Genomic DNA, 25,870 nt, shown 5'->3' with positions numbered 1-25,870 from the left:
TCATTAGTCAATAGTCATTAGTTGTTGAAACAGGCATCCTCGACCAACGGGAGGGGATCTATACAGCTCGAATCTATTTTTAGTCTTGACTGTATTTATGCATATAACTATATTTACGCATAAATAAGAAATGCGCGATTTTACGCAATTATGAATTGGTCGCAAAAATCGTGCCGCAAAAAAAGGATTCTTTATGGAATACAAAATTAAGGATATCAACCTTGCGATCGAAGGCCGCAAGGAACTCGACCTCGCCGAAACCGAAATGCCGGGCCTCATGGCTCTCCGCAAGGAATATGCAGGCAAGAAGCCGCTCGCAGGCGCCCGCATCATGGGTAGCCTCCACATGACCGTGCAGACCGCCATCCTCATCGAAACGCTCGTGGACCTCGGTGCTGACGTGCGCTGGGTCTCCTGCAACATTTTCAGTACGCAGGACAACGCCGCAGCCGCCGTCGTGGTCGGCAAGAACGGCAGCGTGAGCAACCCGCAGGGCGTACCTGTTTTCGCATGGAAGGGTGAATCCTTGGAAGAATACTGGGAAAACACCGCCCGCGCACTCGTATGGCCGGACGGCAAGACCGCAGACCTCATCGTCGATGACGGTGGCGACGCCACCATGCTCGTGACCTGCGGTGCCGAATTCGAAGACGCGGGTTCGGTGCCTGAATTCAACCCGGAAACCGACAGCGAAGAATGGGGCGTGTTCCTCGCCACTTGCCGCAAGATTTTCGAAAAGGATCCGAAGCAGTGGACCCGTGCCCGCGAAACTCTCCGCGGCGTTTCCGAAGAAACCACTACCGGTGTGCATCGTTTGTACCAGATGGCCCAGGCTGGCCGCCTGAAGTTCCCGGCAATCAACGTGAACGACTCCGTGACCAAGTCCAAGTTCGACAACCTCTACGGCTGCCGCCACTCCCTCATCGACGGCATCAACCGCGCCACCGACGTGATGATGGCTGGCAAAATCGCAGTCGTCTGCGGCTACGGCGACGTGGGTAAGGGCTGCGCCCAGTCCCTCCGCGGTCAGGGCGCTCGCGTGATCATCACCGAAATCGACCCGATTTGCGCACTCCAGGCCGCCATGGAAGGCTACGAAGTCAAGACCCTCGACGAAGTCGTCAGCTACGCAGACATCTTCGTGACCACCACCGGCAACACCGGCATCATCAGCGCCGCTCAGATGGAAAAGATGAAGCACCGCGCCATCGTCGGTAACATCGGTCACTTCGACAACGAAATCGACATGGCAGGCCTCAAGAAGATTCCGGGCATCAAGCGTAACGAAATCAAGCCGCAGTACGACGAATGGATTTTCCCCGACGGCCACAGCATCCTCGTGCTCGCCGAAGGCCGCTTGCTGAACCTCGGCTGCGCTACCGGCCACCCGAGCTTCGTGATGAGTGCCTCCTTCACGAACCAGACCATCGCACAGATCGACCTCTGGCTCAACGCCCAGGGCAAGGACACCGTCGCCGGCATCAAGTACGAAAGCGGCGTCGTCTATACGCTCCCGAAGATCCTCGACGAAAAGGTCGCACGCCTCCACCTCGAAAAGCTCGGCGTTCACCTCACCCGCCTCACGCAGGCCCAAGCCGACTACATCGGCGTGCCGGTCGAAGGCCCGTACAAGGCTGATCACTACCGCTACTAGTGGTTAGTGGCTAGTGGTTGGTGGTTAGGAATAACTACTAGAGACAAAAGAAGATAAAGTTCACGAAGGTCGGTGAGCCTGCCGAACCGCCGAAGTGAACTTTATTTTTTTAAGGGACTTTCTAAACATGCGTCATTTCGAGGGGCGAACGCGCCCGAAGCAAAAGTGTGCAAGGCGATTCCAGTAAAATATGCTTGCATATTTTTATTGGTGAGCCGTAGCCACGGACGCCAAAGGCGTCATTCCACCCCTGATTTGTCATCCCCGCCTCCGGGCGGGGATCTCCTTTTTTATTATATATTTCCATTGATATGAGTTCTAAAGAAGAAAAAATTATTGCGGCAATAAATACAACTGGATTTGTATTTGAAAATAAGGTTGTTGAACTTTTAAGGAAAAATAATTGGACTGTAATTGGGAACAAATATTATGAGGATGATTTAACACAAACAGTCCGAGAAATGGACATCCTCGCATATAAAAATTCTCACATTGATGAAAATAATGTTTCGGTTGTTACTACGTTACTCATCAGCTGCAAGAAGAATGATAAAAACTCATGGATTTTTTTCACGAGGCCATCAAATCCAGAAGATCCTAATAAAGATTGGAAACCCCTTCGTTTTTGGACCAATGAGAAAAGACTGAAATATTCCATAGAAAATTTAAAATTTGGTAAAAATTATCTTGACGGAATGGTGGATGAATGTTCTCCAATTTTTAGCATTCCTGAAAAAGAATGTTTCGCATTTCAAGAAGTTGAATTGGGGATTGATTGTGCTAAATGCATCACCAACAATAAGAAAGGGGCATCAAAAAATGATTCGAACATTTTCAATTCAATCACATCGTTATTGAAGTCTCAAGCTTACGAAATGAGTAGCTTGGACAAACGTATGAAAAAAAGCCGAATTTATCAGTTCAATTTATTATCATTATCTGATGTTCCGGGTATGTATGAAGTTGACTTTTCTGATGGGCAAAATTTGAATGTTAGAGAAATAGATAATGTTAACTATTTGTCCAGTTATATTATTAAGAGGCAAGAGTCCTTTAATCGAATTCGTTTTTTATCATATGAATCTTTTGAAAGGGCAATATCTCAATACGACGAACTTCACAAATATAATTGTGAAACATTGGATGATGTGCTAGAGGAATTCTATGCTAATCTTGATACTGGTAAATTACGATGCCTACAACAGGATTTTAAGGACGAAATCCTCCGCAATCTTTTCTTTTATATGTATAATCAAAAATATATTGATATCAGAAAAATATTTAACGAAGCGAGCCTATACTTTGATGAAGGCCAAGTTGAAATATGTGTTGATGTCGATGGCGAATTATTAATTGATTTACAAGAAAATCAAAAATTAACACGAATTATCGCAGATACATTGAAAAAAGTGTACCGCTATGAAGGAGGTTTTTCAATTGTAGACCTGCCATTTTAGGAAAATTCAATATGAAATTTTTTCCCCGCTGAGAATTACATCAACTTGATGAAATAACGCATCACTCAACACCAGTACATCTTTGGAATCTCGCAGATTCGCTGCGCATTAGCCCTTCTTCCTAAAGCATCTGAACTCGGCTAAATCAGAAATCATTTCTTGTTCGCTATCCCAGCCTTTGTCGTCGGCAAAAATTTTCTGGTTTTCGCAAGGATTTTCTTTGTGCCAGTAACCATAAAATTCCCCCTCACCCCGCCACTTTCAACAGTTTCGGGTTATTCTGGATATCCTTCTCAATAAGCCCGCTAGGGCAAAGTTGAAGGATCAAACACGAGATGCGCAGCACTTTATACAAAACGGGACTCCATAAGGAGTCCTATTTTTTATGCTTATCACCTATTCCACCCGGAATGTCCATCACCATAGACGACTCCGCCGCCGCCATCATCATAACCACCAAGCGACGAAGTGCTTTTCACGCCCAACCAGCCGCGCATGCGCTTGATACGTGCGGAAGAAGGCGCCTGAGACGGCGTAGCCTTATCTGCCGGAGTTTGTTTTTCGTTTATGGAATCAGCCATGTAAAGAAAGATAGAACTTTTATGGAGAGATAGAACAATAAATTTTATTTCTTCTTCCCAGCTCTTTGCGCTTCAATAGCTTTTTTAATCTGCTCGCTATCTTCCAGGTGCTTTTGAGAAATCTCGTCTTTATGCTTGTAGTAGATTTTTTTCCAGAGTTCTTTTAGATGCCAGCGGGCGCGTTTGTCTTCAAGAACATAACCTGGGCGCACACCTTCGTCAAGTCCCTGCACAATCAGGTCCATCGCATCGTCATAGCGGTCCTGGTCATAGCGCAGGTCAGCAAGGAAATAATAGTTGTAAATATCCTTGCGGTTCTTTTCAAGCGCCATAGTCAAGTACTTGTCGGCAAGCTTCTCGTCCGGCCACGACAGAAGCAACGGTACATAAGGCAATACAAAGTGCGCACGACCAAGAATCTGCCAGTCTTCTGCCGCAGTCGCGACATCGCGAACCTTGCCAGCAATGCCCTCCTTCAGCGAAGAAAGCACATTGCGTTCCGAACCCCACATCGAAAGAGTCGAGGCATAAATGTGCGCGATCTCCTTGTTCTTCGGGAATTTCTCGTAGGCGCTTGCGCTTGCCTGCATCAGCGTATCCAGATGGAGCTGGCGCTTCTTCTCATCGAACTGCACAAACCTGAAGCAAAAATACAGCGTCTTGACATAGCCTTCGGTCGCAGACTCCAAAACGGAGGAATCGCCCATCGCCTTGCGGTAGGCTTCCTTCATGATTTTTGCATTCTTTGCATCGGCCTTGTCGCCATTTGCGCGCAAAGCCCGTGCCGCATAGCAGGAATCCGCTATACGCAAATCTTCGTTTGCACCTGCAAAACTGATTGCAAGCAAAAGCGAAAACGAAATCGCAAAAACAATGTTGTGCGTAATTCTCATGAATACGCTTAGACTTTCCAGTTCTGGAGCAACTTGTTCACAGTGGCAATGCGAGTCTTTTCTTCATCGGTGCCATGGAATGTTTTGAACAAAAGATTGCGGTATTCCATCAATGCTGTGCGGATAATGACTTTTTCTTCTTTTTTAAGCATGGCGATAAATTGTTTAAAGGATTACTTGCTGCGTTTGCCCTTGCCGGAGAAATAGTCCTGCTGGCGCGTGATTCCGAGAACGGCATGCCACAGGGTCCCGTTGGGGTTGATTTTCTTGCGTTCGCTGACGGCATATTCGATAGGCACGTGCGAGAAGACATTGTTCATGCTGCCAACGACCATGTCCGTCTTACCAGCCATGCCTGCATGCACGGCAGCTTCAGCGAGCTGGAAACAGAAAATGGCGTCAGTGCCCTTGGCAGGGATGCTACGCACCATGTAGCTCGGGTCAAAATACTTGATGTTGATTTCCTTGCCGACTTTGTCGAAATGTTCCTTGATTTTGTGTGCGAGGAATTCACCGATATCGTTCTTCAGGATGTTGCCGCTTGCGTCCCTGCGTTCTTCCTGGTTCTTGAAAAGCTCCTGTCCAGCGCCTTCGGCAACAGCAATCACGGCATGCGTCTTGCCGTTTGCGTAACGGCTTTCGAGAGCCCTGAAGAGTCCGTCAAGCGTAAAGGGAACTTCTGGAACAAGGCAGATGTTCACGACGGTCGTTGCAAGCGATGCGTACGCCGCGATAAAGCCAGAGTCACGACCCATGAGCTTCACAAGCCCAAGGCCATTGTAGGCACCGTTAGCTTCAATGTGCGCACTCGTAATTACGTCTGTCGCACTGAGCACGGCGGTTTCAAAACCGAACGTCCTGTCGATCAGGTTCAAGTCGTTGTCGATCGTCTTCGGGATGCCGATAATCGAGATGGGCTGCTTACGCTTCTTGACTTCTTCAGCAATGGCATGTGCGCCACGGAGCGTACCGTCACCACCGATGCAGAACAGCACGTTGATGTTGAGTCGCATGAGCGTATCGACCATCACCGCCGGATCCTGCATTCCGCGAGAACTTCCAAGAATCGTGCCGCCATCTTCCTGAATGGCATCGACCACATCCGGGTCAAGCACTATAGGAGAGTAACCGTAGCTCGGGTTCAATCCGCGATAGCCGTACGGAATGCCGAAGATGTTCCTCACACCGTAGTCAAACCAGAGCACCTGAACAAGGCCCTTAATGACATTGTTCAGACCAGGGCAGAGGCCACCGCAGGTCACGATGCCTGCGCGCGTCCAAGCCGGGTCATGGAAAATTGTTTGGCGAGGGCCGGCCGCCTCAAGAGACGGAACCGGAATGCCCTTGGCAAGATATTCAGAGATGAGCTTGACGTCAGTAGTAAGGCTGACCTTGTCATTTTCGGAAACAAAAGGAACACCGTTCATCGGGGACTTTAAAGTGCCCTTACCAACAGTTTCGATAGAAAGATCATAATCCGACGGATTCTTAATGATATCGTCCTGTGTCATACCGCGCCTCTTTGAATTTTTAGGTAGCCGCTACTTGAACGGCACACCTCAAAAATACATAATGAAACCTTAAATGGACAAGCTCGGGAAGTGTATTTTTGTGCGCAGACCGGGATTCGCGTTTTCCAATTCTATGCTCATATTACATAAATTGCACAATTTCTTTACCATCGAAAGGCCAATGCCCGTACCGCTCGTCTGTCGGGTCATCTCATTTTCGACCCTGTAGAATTCCTGGAAGACTTTCTTCATTTCGCTTGGCGGAATGCCCGGACCGTAGTCGCGCACGGCAAGGTACATGTCGGTACCCTTGATGCGCAGTTCCACGTTGATCATCTTGTAGTCCGCATTCTTGGAGAACTTGAGCGAGTTATCGACAAGGTTCATCAAGATCTGCATGATAGCATCGCGATCGATCATGAGGCTTATGTTGTCGGCATCCGTGTCCGAAGAAACCGTAAGCTCGAATCCCTGCTTCTCGACATTCTTGCTGTAAGTCGAAACGAAATCATCGAGGACCTGCTTCGGCTTATCCATACGGAGCTGCACGTTCCAGCGGTTGCCATCGAGCTTCGAGAGATTCAACACGTTCTGGATGAGCCTGGAAAGGCGGTCCGCCTCGCTGGCGATTTGTCCGTAATACTTCTGCTTTTTCTCTTCGCTTGCGACCCAGGAGTTCTGCAGGAGTTCTGCATACATCTTGATTGCCGTGAGCGGAGTCTTGAGTTCATGCGTAATGGCAGAGACGAAGTCCTGGCGCTTCGCGGCAAGCTTCACGCGGCTCTGCGTCACATGGTAAATCGAAATAAGACCAATCGCAAGCACAGCAAGCATCAGAAAACCGATGAACACGACAAATTCACCGCCGGGAGCGCGCTGCGTGGTGTACATCTTGAACGTGATCTCAGAAAGCGGAGCCTGCAACGATTCCGAAAGCAGTTCCGTCGTGATGTTGTTGCGTTCACCGAAAGCGACAAACGGCTTGTTCTTGTGGATAAACGCAAGGACAAGCGGATCTTGCTGATTGCCCTTGGTAACGCCCTTGTACTTTTCAATTTCGTTCTTTACCAAGTTCGTGAGGTAAGCACGGGCATCGACAATAAAGCCCTGGATGAACACATCCGTGCCGCGCCTGACTGTACGATGGAAGATAATGTAGTTCGAGTCAACGATTGCCTGGAAGAAATCGATTTCCGCTTCCATCGAGTGCGTCGTTTCCGTATTGATCAGGCGAACCAGAAGACCGGTCGTGTCAAGCTTTGTCGATTCGACGCCAAAGGCAAAGTCGCCCGTCTCGGTAATTTGTTCAACACGCGGCTTGTTAACCTTCTTCTTTTTGCGCGAACTTGCAATATCGAGATCTTGTTTGTAAATCTGGTCAATGAGCCTGCTATCGTTCTTGCGAGTCGAATCAGCCTTTTTCTCGGAACTGCTCGAAGTCGCTACAACAGCGGACGAAGAAATAGCCGAAAAGCCCGACGTATTGAGGATCAGGCTAATCTTGTTGCGGATTGCAAGGCGCTTGTCCCTATCCATCATAGGGATTCTTTCAAGGACGCCATCCGGGAGAACCGGCGTACTCAAGTTTCCGGCGGGGTCCAGCTGGAAATGCCCGACGAGGCCGACGTAATGACTCCTCTGCGGAAATTCCGCAAGCTCGGACATCGTGATCTCTTCACCGCCAAACACAGGAACCGACCGGATGAATCGGTAGTCGGCGTAAGAACGCCTGTCTTCGATGGCGAGGTCAGCCGTGATGTTCTTGTTCAAATTCTGGAGCACAGAGAACGCATGTTCCTTGTAGCCAAAGAGCGACGACGTTTGCAGCTGTGCATAGGAATGGCTTAAAAGCATTATTACGGGAATCGCAATAATGATAAAAATCGCCACAAAAATGAGACGATCTTTGGAGGCAAGGATAAGGCTCCGAAGAGCCTTGTACTTGCTAGAGAGGTATGTAGAGAACTTGTTTATACTGTTTTCTCGCATTCTGGTGCCGAGCGCATCTGGTAACCTTCACCGCGGAAAGTGACGAGCAGCTTCGGGTGTGCCGGATCGTCTTCAATCTTCTTGCGGAGCTTGGTGATGTGAATATCAACCGTACGAGTATCCACGGATTCAGCGTTTTCGTAACCCCAGACCTTGCGGAGAAGTTCGGAACGCGGAATGGCATGGTCGCGATTGTTCCAGAGGTATTCAAGAATTTCAATTTCCTTGCGGGTGAACGCGAGTTCTTCCGTACCGCGAACGCCAGTGTATTCGCGGAAGTTCACGCGGAGATTGCCAGCAACAAGCTTGCCTTCGTTTTCCATCGTCTGGCGGCTACGGCGAAGCACGGCTTCGATACGTGCAAGGAGCATCGGCACGGAGAATGGCTTCGGGATGTAGTCGTCGGCGCCGAACTTGAGGCCGTTGATGATATCGTCATCGGAGTTCTTTGCAGAAAGGATGATGATCGGGAGGCTCTTGTCCTTTTCGCGGATCTTGTCGCAAACAGTAAACCCGTCCATGCCCGGAAGCATGAGATCCAGGAGTACAAGTCCATACTGTCCAGAAAGGGCTTCGGCAAGGCCGCTTTCGCCGTCAACAACGTGTTTAACGCGATAACCGTTGAGTTCGCAGAGATCTACGAGACCTTCGGCAATGGCAATTTCATCTTCGATGATGAGGATGTTTGTGCTGCTTGTATTTTGAGTCATTCTTGAATACCTACTCTCTTCTAACCAACTTTTTTATCTACAAAATTAAAGGGCAAAACCGCCACCGATTTCGAATGCAAAGTGACCCGCATCGATATCGTTATCGTATTCACCGCCGAGATAGCACTTCACGTTTGCATAGACAGAAAGCGGAATGAGAGGTGGCTTCACGCGCACACCGGCAAGCAGGTGGATGCCGACGCTCTTCTTGAGGCCTTCGTCCTTTGCGTAATCGACAACCTTCTTGGCAAGTTCCTTGCCCATGTTTTCCTGGTCCGGATTCAGGCCCTGAAGATCGCCAGCGCTGCCATAAGCGTCGTCAAAAACCTTTTCCACAAATTCCTTGTTCAGGACGAAAGTGTTCCAGTGGAAAGTAAGACCGCCACCAACGTACGGATGGATCGGGATAAGCGGAAGGTCGAACGGATATGCTGCGGAAAGGTCAGCATTCATAGCGATGTACTTCGGAGTAGCCTTGGCAAACGGAGTACCGCCAAGTTCGATCTGCATCGGGATTTCCTTGTAATCGCTCAGCGGATCCAGAGGATTCTTGGCCCAGAGAGAGGCATTGTAAGAAGCAAACTGGATATTGAAGGTCGCTTCGATATCAATGAACGGGAGAACGTCAACCCATGCTTTAAAACCGAAACCCTGAAGACCTGTGAAGTCACCATGGCTGAACTTGAGATTTTCATTGCCCTTAATTGCCGTCTTTTCAACTTTCTTGAGGGACGTTCCAGACATCGGGGCATAGTGGCCGCCAATGCCGGCAATGGCGAATGACTGGGTGGCAAGCAAGGCTGCCGCTGCAAAGATGATTTTAAAATTCATGGACTTATTGCTCCTAGAAATGTTTTGACTTGAAACTAAATAATTATTTAGCAAAATGGAGTTTACATTTCAGAAAATGGTGCTTTTTTGCCTGTTTATGACCAAATTATTTAACCGCAGGCACAAAGATGAACTTCTTTTCGCCCTTTTTTACAGGGACGCTGCCAAAATTAAAGACCTTGACCGTACCAGCATCGCCTTCCGCCGTAACAGTCACTTCATGCGAACCGGCTTCTACAGGGATTCTCGTCATCTGGAAGGAATTCGGCAAGAAGAGCGCAATGCGGAGGTCCGCCTTTTCGAGCTGGCTCTGGGCGACATCTGTACCAATGCTTGTAAAGAAGTTAATTAGGGCATTATCCGTCTTCATGGCCTTCTTGGCAGCCTGGGCTGCGATGGTGCGGAGAACAACGCGGATGGCTGTGCGCGTCATGGTTGCGGCAAAATCATCCTTGAGGTTCATTTCGAGTTCCTTGTCAAGCGCCATCACTTTCTCAGGGCGGATTCCAGACTGATCGTCCACGGTGACATTAAAATGATTCACCTTGCTCCTGAAAGAATGGGCCTCGGGAAGAGCCATGCTGATGTGGAAAGTCTGACCATTACCAGCACCAGCGACAGGCGGAGCGCCCAAGGTAACACTTTCCAGCTTGCCGGTCTTCCCGTCCTTGTACGTAAGGTTTAAAGCGCCCCCGCTAACATAAGTACCGGACATGTAAAGTTCATTAAGGATGGGGCCATGCCCCGCATAACCCACGACAATGATTTCCTGCCCGAGATCGCGAGCTGCTGTCGCTTTAGGAGTTTCTGTAATGTCGTCAAGCTTGAGCGTCCTGACGTCGTCTTCACGGTCTGCGCGCCTCAGGCTTTCAATGATAAACTCACGAGCTTCCTTCGGAAGGTTCAGTATGTTTTCGTTATAAGCCTTGACGGTCTTGTAATAAGCAATAGCCGCTTCATCCGGTTCGCCCGCCATTTCATAGACGATCGCCGTCAGGTAACGCAAAAATCCGTTATCGTTCGTCTTGCCTCTGTCTTTTTGGTAAAGCCCCATCATTGCCTTTTGTGCGCGGTTCACTTCAACCATCGCCCCGTCAATATCCTTCTGGGCAAGGAAATTCATGATCTGCATTTCGTAAAGTACAAGCAACTCAAAAGGACGCGCCCTGTACGGGCGGACATTGTCGTTGGTAACGATGGCAGCCGCCTCATTCGAGATGGAACGGGTGTAAAGGTCATCGTAAACCTTTTCTGCCTTGGCAAAATTCAAAGAGCTTTCTTTATAGTTTCCGTTATAATGCTGCAGGACGCCTAAATCAAAGTAATAGAGAAATTCAGTGTTGTCGCCGTAAAGATCATCGCGCTGCTTCTGGAGTTCGGCAATCGCAGATTCACAGCCATTATGTTCAAATACCGGAGCAAGCGCTTCGTAACGGGTGATAGACTTATTCGCACACGCCGTAAAAAAAACTGTTGCAGCAAGTAGTAAAATAAATCGTTTCATATAGATAAATGTATATAAAAAATGCCCGCGGAAGCGAGCTTGGATAATTCGGGATTAGGAGTTCGGAATGAGGAATTGTAATAATCGCGGCGAAGCCGCCAAACTAAATAATTCCTACTTCATACTTCCTAATTCCGAATTGCACGAAGGACTAGAACTTCACGCTGCTCTTGGACATGAACTTCTTGATCTTCTTGTCGCCGATCCAAAGCTTGCGATGGCTCTGGATGTCCGTGAGTTCCATATCGACCTGGTAGTAAACCACCTGTTCGCCCCCTTCCTGGTCGATGATGGAGTTGATGGTGCCGGTGAGCATCAGGTCTGCACCGATTTCCATGCCGGCATCTTTCTGGGTTTCTTCGGTGACATTACCCTGCTGGTCCGCAAGCTCATCGCGGAGGTCTGCACGTTCGTTGGAGTTGGCGACGAATTCAGCCTTGCCAGAATTGATAAGGGCGCGTTCGATATCCTTGATAAAAGTTTCAACACGGATGTGTTCATGGCTCTTATTGCGGACCTTGCCAATAACTATGGTCGGAACGGAGCCTTTCTGTGCAGCAAACTGGCTGTACCAAGGACGGCCGAGGCAGTCGTTGATCATTTCGTCGGCGACCAGTCGAGAATCCGTATCATTCCAGCTACCGGAGAGATCAGTTACAGAATTAACGTCGAGGCGGGTGACCTTTTTGCCACCATCGGCACAGCCGGAAAGGAAAGCAAGGCTTGCGCAAAGGGCTAAAATCCAAATTTTTGACATTTTTTCCTCCTAGATTGGAAATGTTATGTTATAAACATACAAAAAAAACATAAAAAAAACTCCCCTTTGGGGGAGTTCTTTGAAATTTTTGATGAAAAACCGCTATTAGCGTTTTTTCTTCTTTTTGCCGACAGTTGCATCGAGATGAACTTCGGTCGTTTCTTCGCCCTTGACCTTCACGAGTTCTTCGGCGCTCTTGCGGTTGCTGCATTCAGCGCGGATCACGTGGTCGCCAGCGTCGAGGCTGCGGATGACGAGTTCGGCACCGTCGGTCTTGTCAGCGAGATCGCCGTCAACGTAGATACGGCAACGCGGCGGATTCGTGGTCACCTTGACGCTACCCTTCGGAATCTTGGTGCTGAAGTCGAAGTTGTTGCGGCTGTCCTTGCCCGGCCAGATATTCACACGCTGATTCACGAGTTCAAAGCCCTGGTCGATGACGACGAGCGTCTGGCGGCCAGACTTGACTTCCTTATCCTTGATCGGACTCTTGCCGAGAGGTTCACCGCCGAGGAACACATCACTGTTAGGCGGTTCAGTAATGATGTTGACCGTTGCGGACTTGCCACGCGGAGGTGGATCATCATCGTCAGCGACGGCGGTCGTGAAGAGGAATGCCATCATCAAGGCAAAAATAAAAAGCTTTTTCATGGGTTGTACTCCTGCTTTTGCTTGTAAAAAAAGTTAGTTCACACCTAGAATTTAATTCTTTTTTTACAGGACAAATGTTAAAGTGCCGTAAAATGTGCGTAAATATTCGGTCTATAATCGATCGATATTAACTAACTTTATGAATATGAAAGCTCTTTACCAAAAAATTCGCAGTTTACAAGGGAAAAATTACGGCCTCTATAAATCTTTGGCAGACCGCTCATGGGATTTTGGAGACTTTGTGCTGGAATTCCTGCACGTGCAGGGAGACCCGTATGCGCCGGCATCTCGCGTGATGATCAAGGCGAGTCTGCTTATGCTTGGATTCCCGAGCGAATGGGGCGGCTCGTTTGAACGTCGCCTGGCACTGAGCGATTACCTTTACCGCAGGCTTTCATCACTTGTGCGCGAGAAGTACCCGGATAGGGATGCGGCGGTCGTCTTTGACACTGCTGGACCTGAAATGCTAGTGCGAAACGCGCTCTGGGTCGATAACGGCGAGCTGCGCGCTTGTCTGCAAGTGCGATTGCCGGGCGACGGCCGCAAGATTCAGGCGGAGGCCGCAGCCGAGATTTTGACGATGGTACTCCCGGACCTGGTTTCGGCTGCGCTCTATAATTCGGGCGAATCGAAGAAGGACGGCGTGGAGCCAGAACTTGTCGAGCATTACCGTGTGCTTGCCGAGCGCAAGGAAATCTTGTCGCAGCTCGAGGAACGTGGACTTTGTGCGTTTGTGCCGGATGGCGCCGTGCTCCCCCGTGCATCGGGACTTAGCGAACTCCCGATGGAAGGAGCTGTACCGTTTGTGGCGCCAGAGGAAATGGCGGTGACGCTTGTCGCAAACGGTCGCGAAATCCGCGGTATGGGAATCCCTAAAGGCATTACCGTGATTTCGGGCGGGGCGTTCCACGGAAAATCGACTTTGTTGCAAGCACTCACGAAAGCAGTTTACCCGCACATTCCGGGAGACGGTCGCGAGGGCATAGTCGTGAGCGAATCGGCGGTGCGCGTAGGCGTCGAAGACGGCCGCAGTGTGCGTGGCACGGACCTTTCGCAGTTTGTGCGTGACCTGCCGGGCGGAATCTCGACAAAGAACTTTACGACCGCCTGTGCTTCGGGATCGACGAGCGAGGCCGCGAACCTGATGGAAGCCATGGAAGCCGGGAGCGACGTGTTCCTGATTGACGAAGACTCCTCAGCCGTGAACTTCCTCATCCGCGATATCCGTGTGAGAAAGCTCCTGGGCGATGACCGCGAACCGCTTATCCCGCTGACGGACCGCATCCGTGAAATCAAGGGGCGCAGCTTTATTCTAGTGGCAGGCGCCTGCGGAGATTTTTTGGACCTGGCAGACAACATCATCGTGATGGCGTCGTACAAAGCGGAATGCGCAAGAATCAATGGAAAGAACGTGGCTACTGGATTGGTCGGCGGGGATGGCGCGAAAATCGTGCCGGGATTGCCTGCGTTTGTAGAACCGCAGTGTCGCGATTTTGCGGAATACGTGAAGCCGTTGCTCCCGTCACTTCGCCCTGCGTCTGCCGTGGAACGCCAGGTGAAAGTGAAAATTTCAGGCGATAGCTTATTGCAAATCGGGTTCCTCGTTTCAGATACGTCCAAGGCGGGAGCGCTTGTAGATAAGCAACAACGCTTTGGTGCAGGCTTTATGCTGTTGAATCTTTGCCAGAATGCCGCAAGCAATAACGATGCAAATGGCGAATCGGCGAAGGCGACTATCATGGAACGCATCAATGCGCTCTGCGAAAAAATCAAGAATGTCGGGTTCCGCAACTTGCCGCAAGGACTCAGCCGTGAAATGAGCCTACCGCGTCCGATTGATATCGCGTGCGTACTCTATCGCCTGCGCGACAACGGAAGGTAAGGAACATCTCTCGACAAAAATGTCCACACCTGAATCAATTTTTTGAGATATTTGCCCCATAATAATTTATTTTCCGAAAAGGTATTTAAGTTTTTGGGGTGAAAATATGGAAAAACAAAAGTTTGCGCGCGTATTTTTGAATGCCGCGCTTGTTTCTGCTTTGAGTGGAGCCTCCTTTGGGGCATTTGCAGCTACATCGAGTCCGAACGTGAGTCTGGGCAAGAACCTCTATGTGGCGGGCGCTGTCAATTCCAACTGGAAACCTGAAGTCTATACCGACGGAAAGCTTGACTTTAACCAGGTCTCGTCGGTGTCGGATTTTGCGTTGAACGTGGGCGAGGGTCCGACAAAGCTGTTCATCACGTGGGAGACTCGTGGTGACGAATCTTGGGCTGGCGAAAAATATGTCCACGCGGCAAGCTGCCAGCATTCCGTGGATGCATCGGCGAGCCTCCAGAATTTCAAGGTGATGACGTCTGCGAATTCGACAAACGGCGTCGATGGCGACTGGGAGACTGTTGCCGAGGTGGGCGAGAGCGGTGCCATGTCCCGTGGGCTTGCAATTGATTTTGCGGGGAAGTCCTGGTTCCGCATCGTGGCGGAATCCCCGGTGAAAAATCTCGAAGAAGTCGGCGCTTACGACATTAGCGATGGCGCAAATGATACGTGGTTCTTCATGGGCACAAGCATCAGCCAGATGGGCATGAAACAGTTCACCGTCGATTCGAATTTTGCGCAGTTGATTCACGCACGTTTTGAAGATTATTACCCGGCGATGCTTCGCGGCGGTATTGGATGCGTCACGAGTCAGGGAGTTGTCGATGCGCTTAAGTATTATGCAGAATACGTAGGGAACGTGAAATTCTGGGCAATTGAAATGGGAACAAACGATGCCTGGGGCGGCAGCAATGCGAATGTCGAAACATTCACGAAGAACTTGCAGACGATTATCGATACTGCAAAAGCGCATGGTGTGACTCCGATTATTGCCCGCATGATTGCGACGAATCCCGAAATTGCTAAGTGGCAGGTACATCAGGATTACCTCGATGCCATCGACAAGCTCACGAAAGATAACGAATTGCCGGCCGGCCCTGATTTCTACAATTACTTCTTGGAACATCCCGAAGAACTTTCTACAAGTGATGGCGTGCACCCGGCAGAACCTAAGGGCGGACAGTCGATGCACCGCTTGTGGGCAGAGGCCGTGGCGCCTTTGTACAAGGACGATCCGTGCGCCGGGAGACCGGATGTTATTGGCTGTGGAGCTACTTCGCTTTCGAAAATCCACAACGTGAATTTTGCATTGCCGAAAGTGAGTGTGAACGGTCGTGAAATTTCAATTTCCGGGTTGCGCGAGAATGACCGCGTGACGGTTATGGATGCGATGGGCCACGTCGTATGGAACGGTTCGGCGAACGTTTCATTTGGAACGTCGCAAGTTTTGCCGAAAGTGCGCGCGGGAAATTACTTCGTGAGTGTTCGCGGTGCAAATAGCAATTACTCGACGAAAATTTCGATAAAATAGAAGGTTCTGTAAATTAGGTGAGTCCGGCGGAAATCTGCCGGATTTTTTTATTGCGCTTTATCCTTAATTTTTGCTAGATTATCATAAAATTTTATTGTGCTATTGGCGAAATAAAGTCGTGGCTTTATATTACGAGTATGAGTTTAATGAGAGCCGTCATATGTATGTTGCTTGCGCTTAGCCTTGTAGGCTGTGCCGTGAGCAAGAATCCGAACCCCATGATTCGTTATGGGGCAAATACGGGTGCATCTTTGGCGGTGCCTGGCTTGGTGGGTGCTGTGGGCGTTACAGCGCTTGCTGCCGCGTTGGATGACGATGATGACGACGATTGTCATAGCTATAGCTGTAAGACCGAAAGCCAAAAGAAGGCTGAGGATGATTACATAATGGTTCTTGGAATATCGCTAGGTATTGCGGGTGCCGGTTATGTAATTGGAGCCATATTAGGTGGGACCGTTGGCTTTTTCAAGTGGATGTTCAACGGCTTTGAAAATGATGATATTCCCAAAGCTGATCCTTTGCCAGAAGAAATTTTACCGCCGGTGAAAAGTAATACGTACGGTGATAAGTTGTAGTACGATGTCATTCCCGACTTGATCGGGAATCTCCTTAATGAGCCAAATGCAGCTTGCGGAGGACCTTTCCTAAGAGTTCGTTCAGGATGTCCTTGGCGTCTTTACTGCCGAGGTAGCGCTGGATAATGAGCGTGAGCGTAAAGAGGGCTATGCCTGCGGCGCAAGCGTAAACGACAAGCGTGATAAATCCTGCATTGCGCACAAAATCACCAGAAACGTGGTCAAGCCCGATGGCGGCTGCAATCATGATGCCGAAGGCAACGAGTGCACGGAACATGTTCAATAGCGCGTCTTTCATGCCGTCGGTGCCATTCTTTTTAGCCCACATGAAAATCATCGAAATCACTTGCAGGATGGCGCCTGCAGCGCCGATAATCGGGACGCTCTTGATGCCGAGTCCCACTTCGGGGTCGCCGAGCAAAATGTAGGCGGGAATGGTTGCTGCAAAGATGCCGGTATTCAAAAGTGTCGGGACCCACATGCGTTCGCAAGCGTAGAAGCTGCGGACAAGCACGGCTTGCAAACAAAGCCCAAGGCTTACGGGCAAGTACCAGCGGAGAATTTCAGAAATCGCTTCGGTCGTTTCACGGTGGAATGCGCCACGTTCAAAGAGGATGCGCACAGCCGGGAAGCTCAAAGCCCACACGGCGACAACGGCCGGAATCAAGATGCAGAACATGCGCGAGAGGCTCTTCCAGATTTTGCGGTTGAGCTGCGGGAAATCGCCTTCCTTGACGAGACGTGCCATGTCGGGGTAGCTCGTGACACTGACCGAGAAACCGAAGACGGCGACGAGCGTGTACATGACGCGGTAAGCATAGTTGAGGCTCGAAATGCCGCTTGTGCCAAAGTTTGCACCAAAGCTACGGATGATAAATTCAAGGCCAAACATGGAACCCACGCCAAGAGACATCGGGAGCATCATCTTGAAGTAACGTGCGATATCTGGGTGCTTCGGTTCAATGATAAATTCATAATGGACTCCGCCGCGCTTGGCGCCAAAAATCTGGAGGGCAAAGAATCCGATGAATGCGCCGACAGGTACGCCCCAAGCAAATCCCGAGAGACCGTAATCGTTGCCTGTATGGTTGCTGAGCCAAAGGCCTGCGGCACCTCCGCCCACAATCGCGATATTGTAAATGAGACCCGTGAGGGAGGGAATCAGGAACTGCTTGCGAGTGTGCTGGACAGCAACAAGAATGCTACCGACAAAGATGAAAATCTGCCCCGGCAAAATAATGCGGCCGTAGTAAGTCGCGCGTTCCAAGAGTTCCGGCGTCACGCCATCGACAGTCAACAGCGCGATAAGTTCCTTCATCCATATAAATGCAGGAATCACGAGAATCAGGAGTGCAAGACCAAACGTGTTGAGCACGTTGCTGAAGAACTTCCAGCCCGCCTTCTCGTCACCTGCAACTTTGTAGCCCGTGAAAATCGGGATGAAGATTATCGATAAAAAACCGGTGCTTACGACGTGGTTCAAGATATCAGGAATCATGAACGCAAGGTCGAGGGCGTTTTTTTCGAGCGACACGCCGGCGGCGTGGGCAAGAAGCATTTCACGGAAAATCCCGAGTACGCGGCTCAGGAGCATCGAAACGGCAACAATAATAGCGGCTTTATTCATGTCGGTTGTAAAATATAGAATGGTTAAATGTTATTTGCACTTGTCGCGTAAACTTTTTGTATATTTCATATCATGAAAAAGATATTAATACTCATCACTTTCCTCGCTCTTGCAGCATTCGCTCAGAGCAACACCGCAGAACCGGAGAGAACTCTCCAGCGCCCAGTCTATAGTTTCCAAACAGTCGCATTCGGCTTTGGCTTTTGGAGCAACTATGAAGACGAAGTGAAAAACCCGAAAAAGGATTACGTAACGGCATTCCCGCTCATCCGTTACGGCCACATCTGGGAAATGACAACGCACGGCGCAATTACGGCCATCAGCACATGGAACTTCGAATTCGGCAAGATCTGGGAAGTTCACGGCAACGTGCTTGTAGGCGGTCGCTACTCATTCCTTGACGAAATCGTTTCTCCGTTCATCGGTGCTGGCCTCGGTCTCGGCATGCAGCTCGACTCCCACTTTGAAGACTGGAACTTCGGCGAACGCTGGGCACTCGGCATGAGCCTCGGCGGCGAAGTAGGCGCCTCCATTTTCCACAATTCCGCCATCCAGCTTGAAGTCGGCTTTGGCTTCGACGTTATCGCATCCAAGGTGGACTTTGGCAAGAGCTACAAGAGCTGGAACCTGTTCTTCGGAATCAACTACTAATTTAGACGCAAAGTGCGCGAATGCGCACAAGTGTTAAGATATTGCGCGGCATCATGTCCGCGCGATTTTTTTATTTCAGCAAATCTTCTGGAACGCATTCGGCCATGGCTTCGTATGCCTTAGCGCTCGGGTGCAGATGGTCGCCCGAGTCGAAGTTGTTGGCGAATCGCTTGGGATCGTCATGACCGCGGACCGCCTTATCAAAGTCGATACAACCATCGAAATCAGGCGCGGTGCGGAGCCATTCATTGAAAGCCATGCGGATGAAGTCGCGGTTCTCGTTGTAGGTGCGCCAGCCGTAAATCGGAAGGAGTGTACCGCTGTAAATCTTGAGGCCAATCTTGCGCGCATGCGTGATGTAAAACGACCGAACACCGTTGATGAGGTCATCGGCAGTAGGCATGTCACTCCACGGGCGGAACTTGTTGACTTCGACACCGACAGGATGAATGATGTCATTGATGCCGTGTTGCACAATGACGCTACGAGCGCCCGCGACGTTCATTTCGATCGGGAAGCGCGTGGCCCCCTTGAGGCCGTAAGCGGCGTAAGTAATGCAGCTGTATTCGCGAAGGATACGGGTGCCGCTTACCGCACGACGGATGATAGCGACGTTATTGAAACCTTCACGAGCGCAACGGAGCGTGAGGTAATCGGGCCAGTCCTGCGCCGTGATAGAATCGCCGAAGCAGACGAGTGCGAAGTTCTTTTCCTCAGTGAAGATATCAATCGTATTGAGGAAGTAGATCCAGTTCGTTTTGCGTGTAAGGTCGTCGGGTAATACCGCAGCCTTTGCAAAATTGCCGTAACTGTACTTGCCGCCAGAAAGCGGACCCGTGATTGCCGTACCGGCGTTCATTTGTGTAAAATCAGCGAAGTAAAGGCTGACATCGAACATTTCGCCTGCAACAATGTCGAACGGAATTTCATCGCTCAAGATTTCTTCGCCAGCAGGGATAGTTGCAGAAGGCTCTCCGCCAAACGTGATTGTTGTTGACGTGTAGGCCGCATTTGCGGATTGCGCGGCAGGCTGCACCGAGGATTGCGCAGACTTTGCAACGTACGCTTCGCTAATTTGTACAGACTCCGTCCCCGTGAGGTTTGAAAAATGGAACCGCAGCTTGCTCCCTGAAAAGCAAGCACGGATAGGATAGCGGAGTGTCAAGTCTTTTGCGTAAGTCGCTTCTTTGCGGTCGGTAATGGAAGTGGCATTGCCCCAGCATGCAACCCATTTTGAAAATTGTTCTGGCATGTTCCCAATTATAGTAAATAGCGCAAAGCGGAATTTATTACAAAAAGCGCCTCGTATTAACGAGGCGCAAATGGTCTTTTAAAGCGGTCGCCTACGCCTGTGCTTGCACAGCCGTCAAAGCAATCGTATAAACGATGTCTTCGACGAGGGCGCCGCGGGAAAGGTCGTTCACCGGCTTGGCGAGGCCCTGGAGCATCGGGCCGATAGCGATCGTGCCGTGGGCAGAACGCTGCACAGCCTTGTAACCGATGTTACCGGCAGAGAGGTCCGGGAACACGAAAACGGTAGCCTTGCCAGCGACCGGGCTGTTCGGGGCCTTGAGGGCGCCAACGCTCGGGACTGTTGCAGCATCGTACTGGAGCGGGCCATCGATGAGCATTTCCGGGCGGGCAGCCTTAGCAGCGGCAGTAGCAGCAACAACGAGGTCTGCATCCGGGCCCTTGCCCGAATTGATGGTGCTGTAAGAAAGCATGGCAACGCGGCTCGGGAGGCCGAAAGCCTTAGCCGTGTCATCGCACTGGAGAGCGATATCGGCGAGTTCTTCGGCAAGCGGGTTCAGGTTGATAGCGCAGTCACCGTAGATATAAGTCTTGTCCTTCATGCACATGAAGAACACAGAACTCACGGACTTCACGCCCGGAGCGGTACGGATAATCTGGAGAGCCGGGCGGAGCGTATCTGCAGTAGAGTGGATAGCGCCAGAAACGAGGCCATCGACTTCACCGAACTTGAGCATCATCGTAGCAAGCATAACGTTGTCAGAAAGAGCAACGCGTGCAGATTCCGGAGTCATGCCCTTCGCCTTGCGGAGTTCCACGAGAGTCGGCACGTACTTTTCAGCAAGTTCGGCGCTCGGCTCGATGATTTCGATGTTTGCCGGGAGCTTCACGCCAACAGACTTTGCTGTAGCTTCGATATCGGCCTTCTTGCCGATGAGGACCGGCACGGCGATGTTGCGTTCGACAGCGAGGCAAGCAGCCTGCACGGTACGCGGTTCAGAACCTTCCGGGAGCACGATGCGCTTCACGCACTTGGAAGCCTTGGAAAGGAGGCTTGCGCGGAACATAGCCTGGCTTACGCGGCGTTCAGCGGCCGGAGCGGCGAGGTCGCCAGCAACGCACTTTTCGCAACGGAGCAAGCGCTTCGGGCAGAAGAGTTCTGCATCTTCGCCATCGGCAAAAATCTTTGCATCGAGGGCGGAAGCGAGGTCGTCGTTGAACTTGTGAGCAATGACATCGTTCATGCCCGTTGCACCTTCGACGACAACGGCGTCAACTGCATCAAAATCCTGCTTGAGGAAATCGGCACAGATCTTTTCCATGAGAACGGCGGACTTGCCGGCCTTGATTTCTTCAACACTATCGGCGGCCTTGAAAACTTCGAGCGGCTTGTAGACTGTAGCGATAAGGCCAGCCTTGGTAACGGCTTCAACGAGTTCCTGGACTTTGGCTTCCATCTTGGAAGCAGCAGTGGCAACTAGGTAAACACGATTCATTTTAATCTCCATTTTGAATTTACAAGTGTAAAGGTAGGATTTTTTCGCCTGATGGACAAGAATATCCAATGACCAACGACAGACAACCAGTAACTAGCCACTACAACGTTTATTTTTATTTACGATGTCAAAAAATTTCTCAAATTTGCGCCTTTTCAATGTAATAATTATTTAAGCCCTCTTGACAAAGATTCTTTATTGTTATTTTTGGCGAAAGTGTATGGGAAACACTGTGGGCAAGGGGGGGAATCAATATCTAGGAGTCACGGATGAGGATCAGTGGGCTTATCAACAGGGTTTTGGTGTGTTTGGCGATATTCAGTGCCTGCGCTCTAGCGCAGACGGTTGCTGTTGCGCATATCATTTACGACGGCAACGTCTTGTTCTATGCCGACAACGAAAGCAATTTCGTTTACAAATCGCTTGAAAAAGGCGACGATGGAACATACACCATCGAATTCACCGACGAGCGCCTGGCCAATGGCAAAAAAGACGTACGTCACCTACAATTCGGGGTGGGCTGTAACGGCAGTACGTGCCATACGGACCTGAGTCCCAATGACAAGCCCTTGCTTGGAACGCTTTTCCCTAAATACAGGGAAAACTCCATCCAAGACGGCAAATACATTTACGGAGCAGAAGAAGTCTGGATCGTCATCAACGACGACAAGACTTTGACGATTTCCGACACGAAACCAGCGGTCGCGGTCAAGCCTAAAAAACACATCCGCTTCCTCACCCCGTGGACAAATACCAACGCCATCATGTTCCTGAATGGCATGGAAAACTACATGAGTCCGGTGGGTTCTCCGTATTGCGGCTGGTTCGAAAGCATGGTCACAAAGCCCTCCGACAGCGCATGGGTTTACTTCAAGCAGACCATCGGTACAACATATGTCGGAGCCGAAGGCACTACCGAAAGCGACTCCACGCTCGTTCCCATGCTGCTCGATTCCGCACTCGCCGTCAGCGACACCATCTGGGTTGTCGCCTACCAGTATGGCACTCCCGAAATCCATGTCGAATATCCGGGCGTTCTCGGCGAATGCCTCCCGAAGATTCTCCCCGTGATGATGTTCGACTGGTACGACGGCTCCATGAACTCCGACGGATCCAAGAACGGTCTCAGCTACGGTGAAGGCGGTGCCGGGCGTACAGGCTTTGATATCCGCGGAGTCCCGATGTTCGGCACAGGAACTAATGAAGACTTTGGGCAGGACGGCTGCAAGGGCGATCCGATGACAGGCATGGTCGAAAAGCAGCTCGGCGCAAACGGCGTTCCCGTGATGGCCAAGAACTTCCCGGCTAATTGCAAGAACGCAACGCACCTCAACAACTGGTTCCTCCCTGAAGTCATCGCAGAAAAGGACGGCAAGCAATATACAAACGTCACCTGCCGCGACCTCGAACTCACGCTGACAAACGACGGTTTCTGGCTCGGCCAGAAAGACGACGAAAGCCCGGAACACGGACTCTTCCTGCTAGACGACTTCCGCTGGCTCGATAGCGCCAAGACCGTTGAAAACCCCCACTACGATTCCCTTAGCGGTGGAAAAGACGCTCCCGGCTACCACAATTACGGCTTCACCATGAAGATCCAGGCAGAATTTGTCTATGTCAAAGGTCAGTACTTTGAATTCAACGGCGACGACGACGTGTGGGTGTTCATCAACAACAAACTCGTTGTCGATATCGGCGGCCTGCACAAAAAAGTCAAGAGATCCGTAAATCTCGATGACCTTGAACTTACACCGGGCGAAACCTATCCGTTCCACATTTTCTACGCCGAACGCAAGCGTACGCAGTCGAACTTCATGATGCGCACGTCCATCGACTTGAAGGTGGAATCCAGCATGCTCCTCACGAGCCTCTCTACGGACTCAACGATTATCAAGAAAGAAGTATGGCAGAACATCCGCGAAAAGACTCTCGCTTGCGACTTTTCCTCGAACTCGGAACAGAAGCGCACGGAACGCGGCCCGTCAAATTTTACGTTATTCGGAAAGAACCTTCCGATGACAGGCGTCTCTTTAAGCAAGCTCGACACAGCATACTATGGCGGCATCACGATTACAAACGATTACACGATGCTCACCATCAACACGACAATAATCGCCCGCATGCAAACGCTTCCGCCAGGAACCTACTATATCCGCGTTTCGCTCAAGAACAATCCTAGAGAATACAAGGATGTCTACTTTACGGTTCCTCCGACGGAACTGCCGAATATCGCTTTTGCAAACATCATCGACTCAAGCTACTGCTTCATCGCAGATATCGTCGAAAAAGATACGCTCTGCCTTGACAAGTACTGGAAGCCGCTTGGAAGCAAAACCAACCGCAACATAAATAGCGATACGCTCCCCATCAACTTGAACAAGAACGAAAAGCTCTGGGCCGGGCGCATCTACCCCATCAACGTCACATTTGTCGAGGACTGGGCCACAAACTACAACGGCATCGCCGTCAAGGTCACGCCTTCTGACCCGCACCTCGTTCCCTGCGATTCTCTCGGTTCCCAGCTCCCGAACAACGAATTCACGTTTACAAACGGAAAGAACACGTTCTACCTGAAGGCAACAGGCGCCGTCACAAACGAAAAGATTACGGTTTCCACGGCGGCCTCCAAGAACAAGAGCATCGAGTGGACAAACATCACCATCGCAGAACCGCCTGTTCCGCAGATCGAGACTGCGTTTATCTATGACAGAAACGGAGACGGCCGCGGCGACAGCGTCTGGGTCAGCTTCAACAAGCCTCTCGGCGGCAACAGCGTCCTGAATTCGCTTTCGTTCACTTTCGGCAAAACGCATTACGAACTTTCAAAGGTGAACTACAAAGACGGCGACAAGGCGCTTTCGTTTGTTGCAGATGGCGACGGTTTTGACATAGCCATCGCAACAGGAGGCGCCGTAGAGCCTTACGCCGGCAAGATTACCGCGCAGTACACCTACACAAACCCCGAAGACCACACCGTCTCGAATTTTGCTGTAGACGGACTTCTGAACGACAGGATCGGTGCCATTATCATGGCTGCTGAAATTTCCTATACCGAAGACGGAAAAACGCAGCTCACGCTCACCTTTAGCGAAGGTCTCACCGCAGAAAACATCAATTCCAGCCTGTTCGGCTTCCGCAGCTACGGAGGCGGCTCCCTCTCGACAGTCGTACAGGAAGCCGACTACATCGCAGCATCCCCGGCAAACCGCTGGAAACTCATTTTCTCGAAGAAGTCCGTTTCGGATGTCCTCCCAATTGTCGGCGACTCTGTACGCATCAAGTCACCTTCTGAAGGCGGCACCGCACTCGATCTCGTCGAAAATCCGGCCCACAGAGACAATCCTTGGGTACGCATCACCGGTGAACAGCGCATCACGGTCACAAGCCCGACCGTCGTGACAATCGACAAGGATTCACCGAACTTCGACAAGACTAGGGAAATCATCAGCAGCAAAAAGGCTACTGTTCCTATCATCGTCAAGAGCGACAAGCACCTTACCGCAAACCAGGTCGGCGAAATATATGGCACCCAAGGTCATTACCTCGGCGACATGAACATGTCCGAACTTGTCGAAAACGAGATTAGCGAAATTGTAAAAGTCGTAAAGAGCAATACGAGCTTCGAAGACAAGGAAGCCATCAAGAACGGAAGTCCTTCGACGACGGTCTCGCTTGAAACAATCATCTCCATGTTGGAAAAGAATGAAATTTCAGCCAAGGATGCCAAAAACAGGTTTGGCGTAAGCGACGTCATCCTCAACGCCGTTGACAACGGACTTTTGAACAGGAACAACCTGAACAACTATTTGCACGGTACGACAGAAGATATCAAGACTATCGCCGAATCGCTCGCAAGCAAGACGGAACTCAGCTACAAGACCATTTACTATTCAAGCCTGGGTCACTTCATCAACAACGATGAAGGCCGGATCGCCTGCTCTGACGACATCTTCAAGACAGACGGAGCCGAAAACTGCGTCGGAAACAACGGGCATCTCTACCTCGCCTGGAACGCGCGTTCCAAAAAAGGCAGGCTCGTCGGTACTGGCGTCTATATCGCCCGCCTCGAAATCCGCCTCATGGTAAACGGCAAGAAAATAACGAAGCGCACTCAGGATTTCCTCTGGGGACTTCGTCATGGCGACATCGCGATCATCGATATCGACCTGAACTAGCAATCCCATAACACAGAAGCTTAAAAGGCACCCTTCGGGGTGCTTTTTTGTTCAAAAAGCGGAACTTTTTCCCCTACTTACAAAAACACCTCTATGGTGTTGCACTGTTCGCAATTTATTTTACAAATAACAAAAAAAAATTTGATA

20 protein-coding genes are annotated in these 25,870 nt (G+C 50.4%); 7 read left to right on the top strand and 13 right to left on the bottom strand.

Translation table 11 applies throughout. The features are described 5' to 3' along the window. Positions 1-193 precede the first annotated feature (193 nt). Together ahcY and B7990_RS13955 are read left to right on the top strand one after the other, a co-directional pair. On the top strand, positions 194-1,654 hold the full coding sequence (gene ahcY, locus B7990_RS13960; RefSeq protein WP_088641489.1) for an adenosylhomocysteinase: 1,461 nt from the start codon (positions 194-196) through the stop codon (positions 1,652-1,654). 311 nt (positions 1,655-1,965) lie between these two features. Next, positions 1,966-3,111: a hypothetical protein gene (locus B7990_RS13955; RefSeq protein ID WP_088641488.1), complete on the top strand. Its 1,146-nt coding sequence runs from the start codon at positions 1,966-1,968 to the stop codon at positions 3,109-3,111. Positions 3,112-3,503: 392 nt separating this feature from the next. On the opposite strand, the gene B7990_RS13950 is transcribed toward B7990_RS13955, so the two are convergent. From B7990_RS13950 to B7990_RS13910, 10 genes are all read right to left on the bottom strand, one after another. Next, entirely contained in the window at positions 3,504-3,692 is a 189-nt protein-coding gene (locus B7990_RS13950; RefSeq protein WP_088641487.1) for a hypothetical protein, read from the bottom strand. A 44-nt stretch (positions 3,693-3,736) separates the two neighbouring features. Beyond that, the gene (locus B7990_RS13945; RefSeq protein ID WP_088641486.1) at positions 3,737-4,585 is read right to left on the bottom strand and encodes a hypothetical protein; all 849 of its coding nucleotides are present in this window, start codon (positions 4,583-4,585) and stop codon (positions 3,737-3,739) included. Positions 4,586-4,593: 8 nt separating this feature from the next. Continuing rightward, positions 4,594-4,737 (bottom strand): hypothetical protein, encoded by a 144-nt coding sequence (locus B7990_RS14985; protein WP_015731986.1) that lies wholly within the window; start codon positions 4,735-4,737, stop codon positions 4,594-4,596. 21 nt (positions 4,738-4,758) lie between these two features. Next, positions 4,759-6,096, bottom strand: coding sequence for an ATP-dependent 6-phosphofructokinase (locus B7990_RS13940; RefSeq protein WP_088641485.1), 1,338 nt, complete (start codon positions 6,094-6,096; stop codon positions 4,759-4,761). 69 nt (positions 6,097-6,165) lie between these two features. Beyond that, positions 6,166-8,085, bottom strand: a complete 1,920-nt coding sequence (locus B7990_RS13935; protein WP_088641484.1) for a cell wall metabolism sensor histidine kinase WalK — start codon at positions 8,083-8,085, stop codon at positions 6,166-6,168. Beyond that, positions 8,067-8,795, bottom strand: coding sequence for a response regulator transcription factor (locus B7990_RS13930; protein ID WP_088641483.1), 729 nt, complete (start codon positions 8,793-8,795; stop codon positions 8,067-8,069). The genes B7990_RS13935 and B7990_RS13930 overlap by 19 nt, the downstream gene beginning before the upstream one ends. 45 nt (positions 8,796-8,840) lie before the next feature. Next, a complete protein-coding gene (locus B7990_RS13925; RefSeq protein ID WP_088641482.1) occupies positions 8,841-9,626 on the bottom strand; it encodes a hypothetical protein in 786 nt (261 codons plus the stop codon). A gap of 106 nt (positions 9,627-9,732) precedes the next feature. Further along, entirely contained in the window at positions 9,733-11,130 is a 1,398-nt protein-coding gene (locus B7990_RS13920; RefSeq protein WP_088641481.1) for a hypothetical protein, read from the bottom strand. Positions 11,131-11,281: 151 nt separating this feature from the next. Then, positions 11,282-11,887 (bottom strand): penicillin-binding protein activator LpoB, encoded by a 606-nt coding sequence (locus tag B7990_RS13915; RefSeq protein ID WP_088641480.1) that lies wholly within the window; start codon positions 11,885-11,887, stop codon positions 11,282-11,284. A 105-nt stretch (positions 11,888-11,992) separates the two neighbouring features. Beyond that, a complete protein-coding gene (locus tag B7990_RS13910) occupies positions 11,993-12,538 on the bottom strand; it encodes a PEGA domain-containing protein (RefSeq protein ID WP_088641479.1) in 546 nt (181 codons plus the stop codon). A gap of 145 nt (positions 12,539-12,683) precedes the next feature. On the opposite strand from B7990_RS13910, the gene B7990_RS13905 reads away from it, so the two are divergent. The 3 genes from B7990_RS13905 (at position 12,684) to B7990_RS13895 (ending at position 16,523) form a co-directional block, all read left to right on the top strand. Further along, positions 12,684-14,420, top strand: coding sequence for an ABC-ATPase domain-containing protein (locus B7990_RS13905; protein ID WP_254917546.1), 1,737 nt, complete (start codon positions 12,684-12,686; stop codon positions 14,418-14,420). Between the two features lie 106 nt (positions 14,421-14,526). Further along, positions 14,527-15,948 (top strand): T9SS type A sorting domain-containing protein, encoded by a 1,422-nt coding sequence (locus B7990_RS13900; RefSeq protein ID WP_254917545.1) that lies wholly within the window; start codon positions 14,527-14,529, stop codon positions 15,946-15,948. A gap of 137 nt (positions 15,949-16,085) precedes the next feature. Next, a complete protein-coding gene (locus B7990_RS13895) occupies positions 16,086-16,523 on the top strand; it encodes a hypothetical protein (protein ID WP_254917544.1) in 438 nt (145 codons plus the stop codon). A gap of 34 nt (positions 16,524-16,557) precedes the next feature. Here B7990_RS13895 and murJ read toward each other — a convergent pair whose 3' ends face one another. Further along, positions 16,558-18,150 (bottom strand): murein biosynthesis integral membrane protein MurJ, encoded by a 1,593-nt coding sequence (gene murJ / locus B7990_RS13890; RefSeq protein ID WP_088641476.1) that lies wholly within the window; start codon positions 18,148-18,150, stop codon positions 16,558-16,560. A gap of 72 nt (positions 18,151-18,222) precedes the next feature. On the opposite strand from murJ, the gene B7990_RS13885 reads away from it, so the two are divergent. Continuing rightward, positions 18,223-18,801: a hypothetical protein gene (locus B7990_RS13885; RefSeq protein WP_088641475.1), complete on the top strand. Its 579-nt coding sequence runs from the start codon at positions 18,223-18,225 to the stop codon at positions 18,799-18,801. Positions 18,802-18,871: 70 nt separating this feature from the next. On the opposite strand, the gene B7990_RS13880 is transcribed toward B7990_RS13885, so the two are convergent. Beyond that, positions 18,872-20,053 carry a GDSL-type esterase/lipase family protein gene (locus B7990_RS13880; protein WP_088641474.1) on the bottom strand — a complete coding sequence of 394 codons (1,182 nt, stop codon included), beginning with the start codon at positions 20,051-20,053 and terminating at the stop codon, positions 18,872-18,874. A 91-nt stretch (positions 20,054-20,144) separates the two neighbouring features. After that, the gene (gene pta, locus B7990_RS13875) at positions 20,145-21,548 is read right to left on the bottom strand and encodes a phosphate acetyltransferase (protein ID WP_088641473.1); all 1,404 of its coding nucleotides are present in this window, start codon (positions 21,546-21,548) and stop codon (positions 20,145-20,147) included. 269 nt (positions 21,549-21,817) lie between these two features. On the opposite strand from pta, the gene B7990_RS13870 reads away from it, so the two are divergent. Then, a complete protein-coding gene (locus tag B7990_RS13870) occupies positions 21,818-25,723 on the top strand; it encodes a fibro-slime domain-containing protein (protein WP_088641472.1) in 3,906 nt (1,301 codons plus the stop codon). Positions 25,724-25,870: the final 147 nt, after the last annotated feature.

It is taken from the genome of Fibrobacter sp. UWB4 (assembly GCF_002210345.1).
Taxonomy (GTDB): Bacteria; Fibrobacterota; Fibrobacteria; order Fibrobacterales; family Fibrobacteraceae; genus Fibrobacter.
This window is presented reverse-complemented; position numbering and strand designations above follow the sequence as displayed.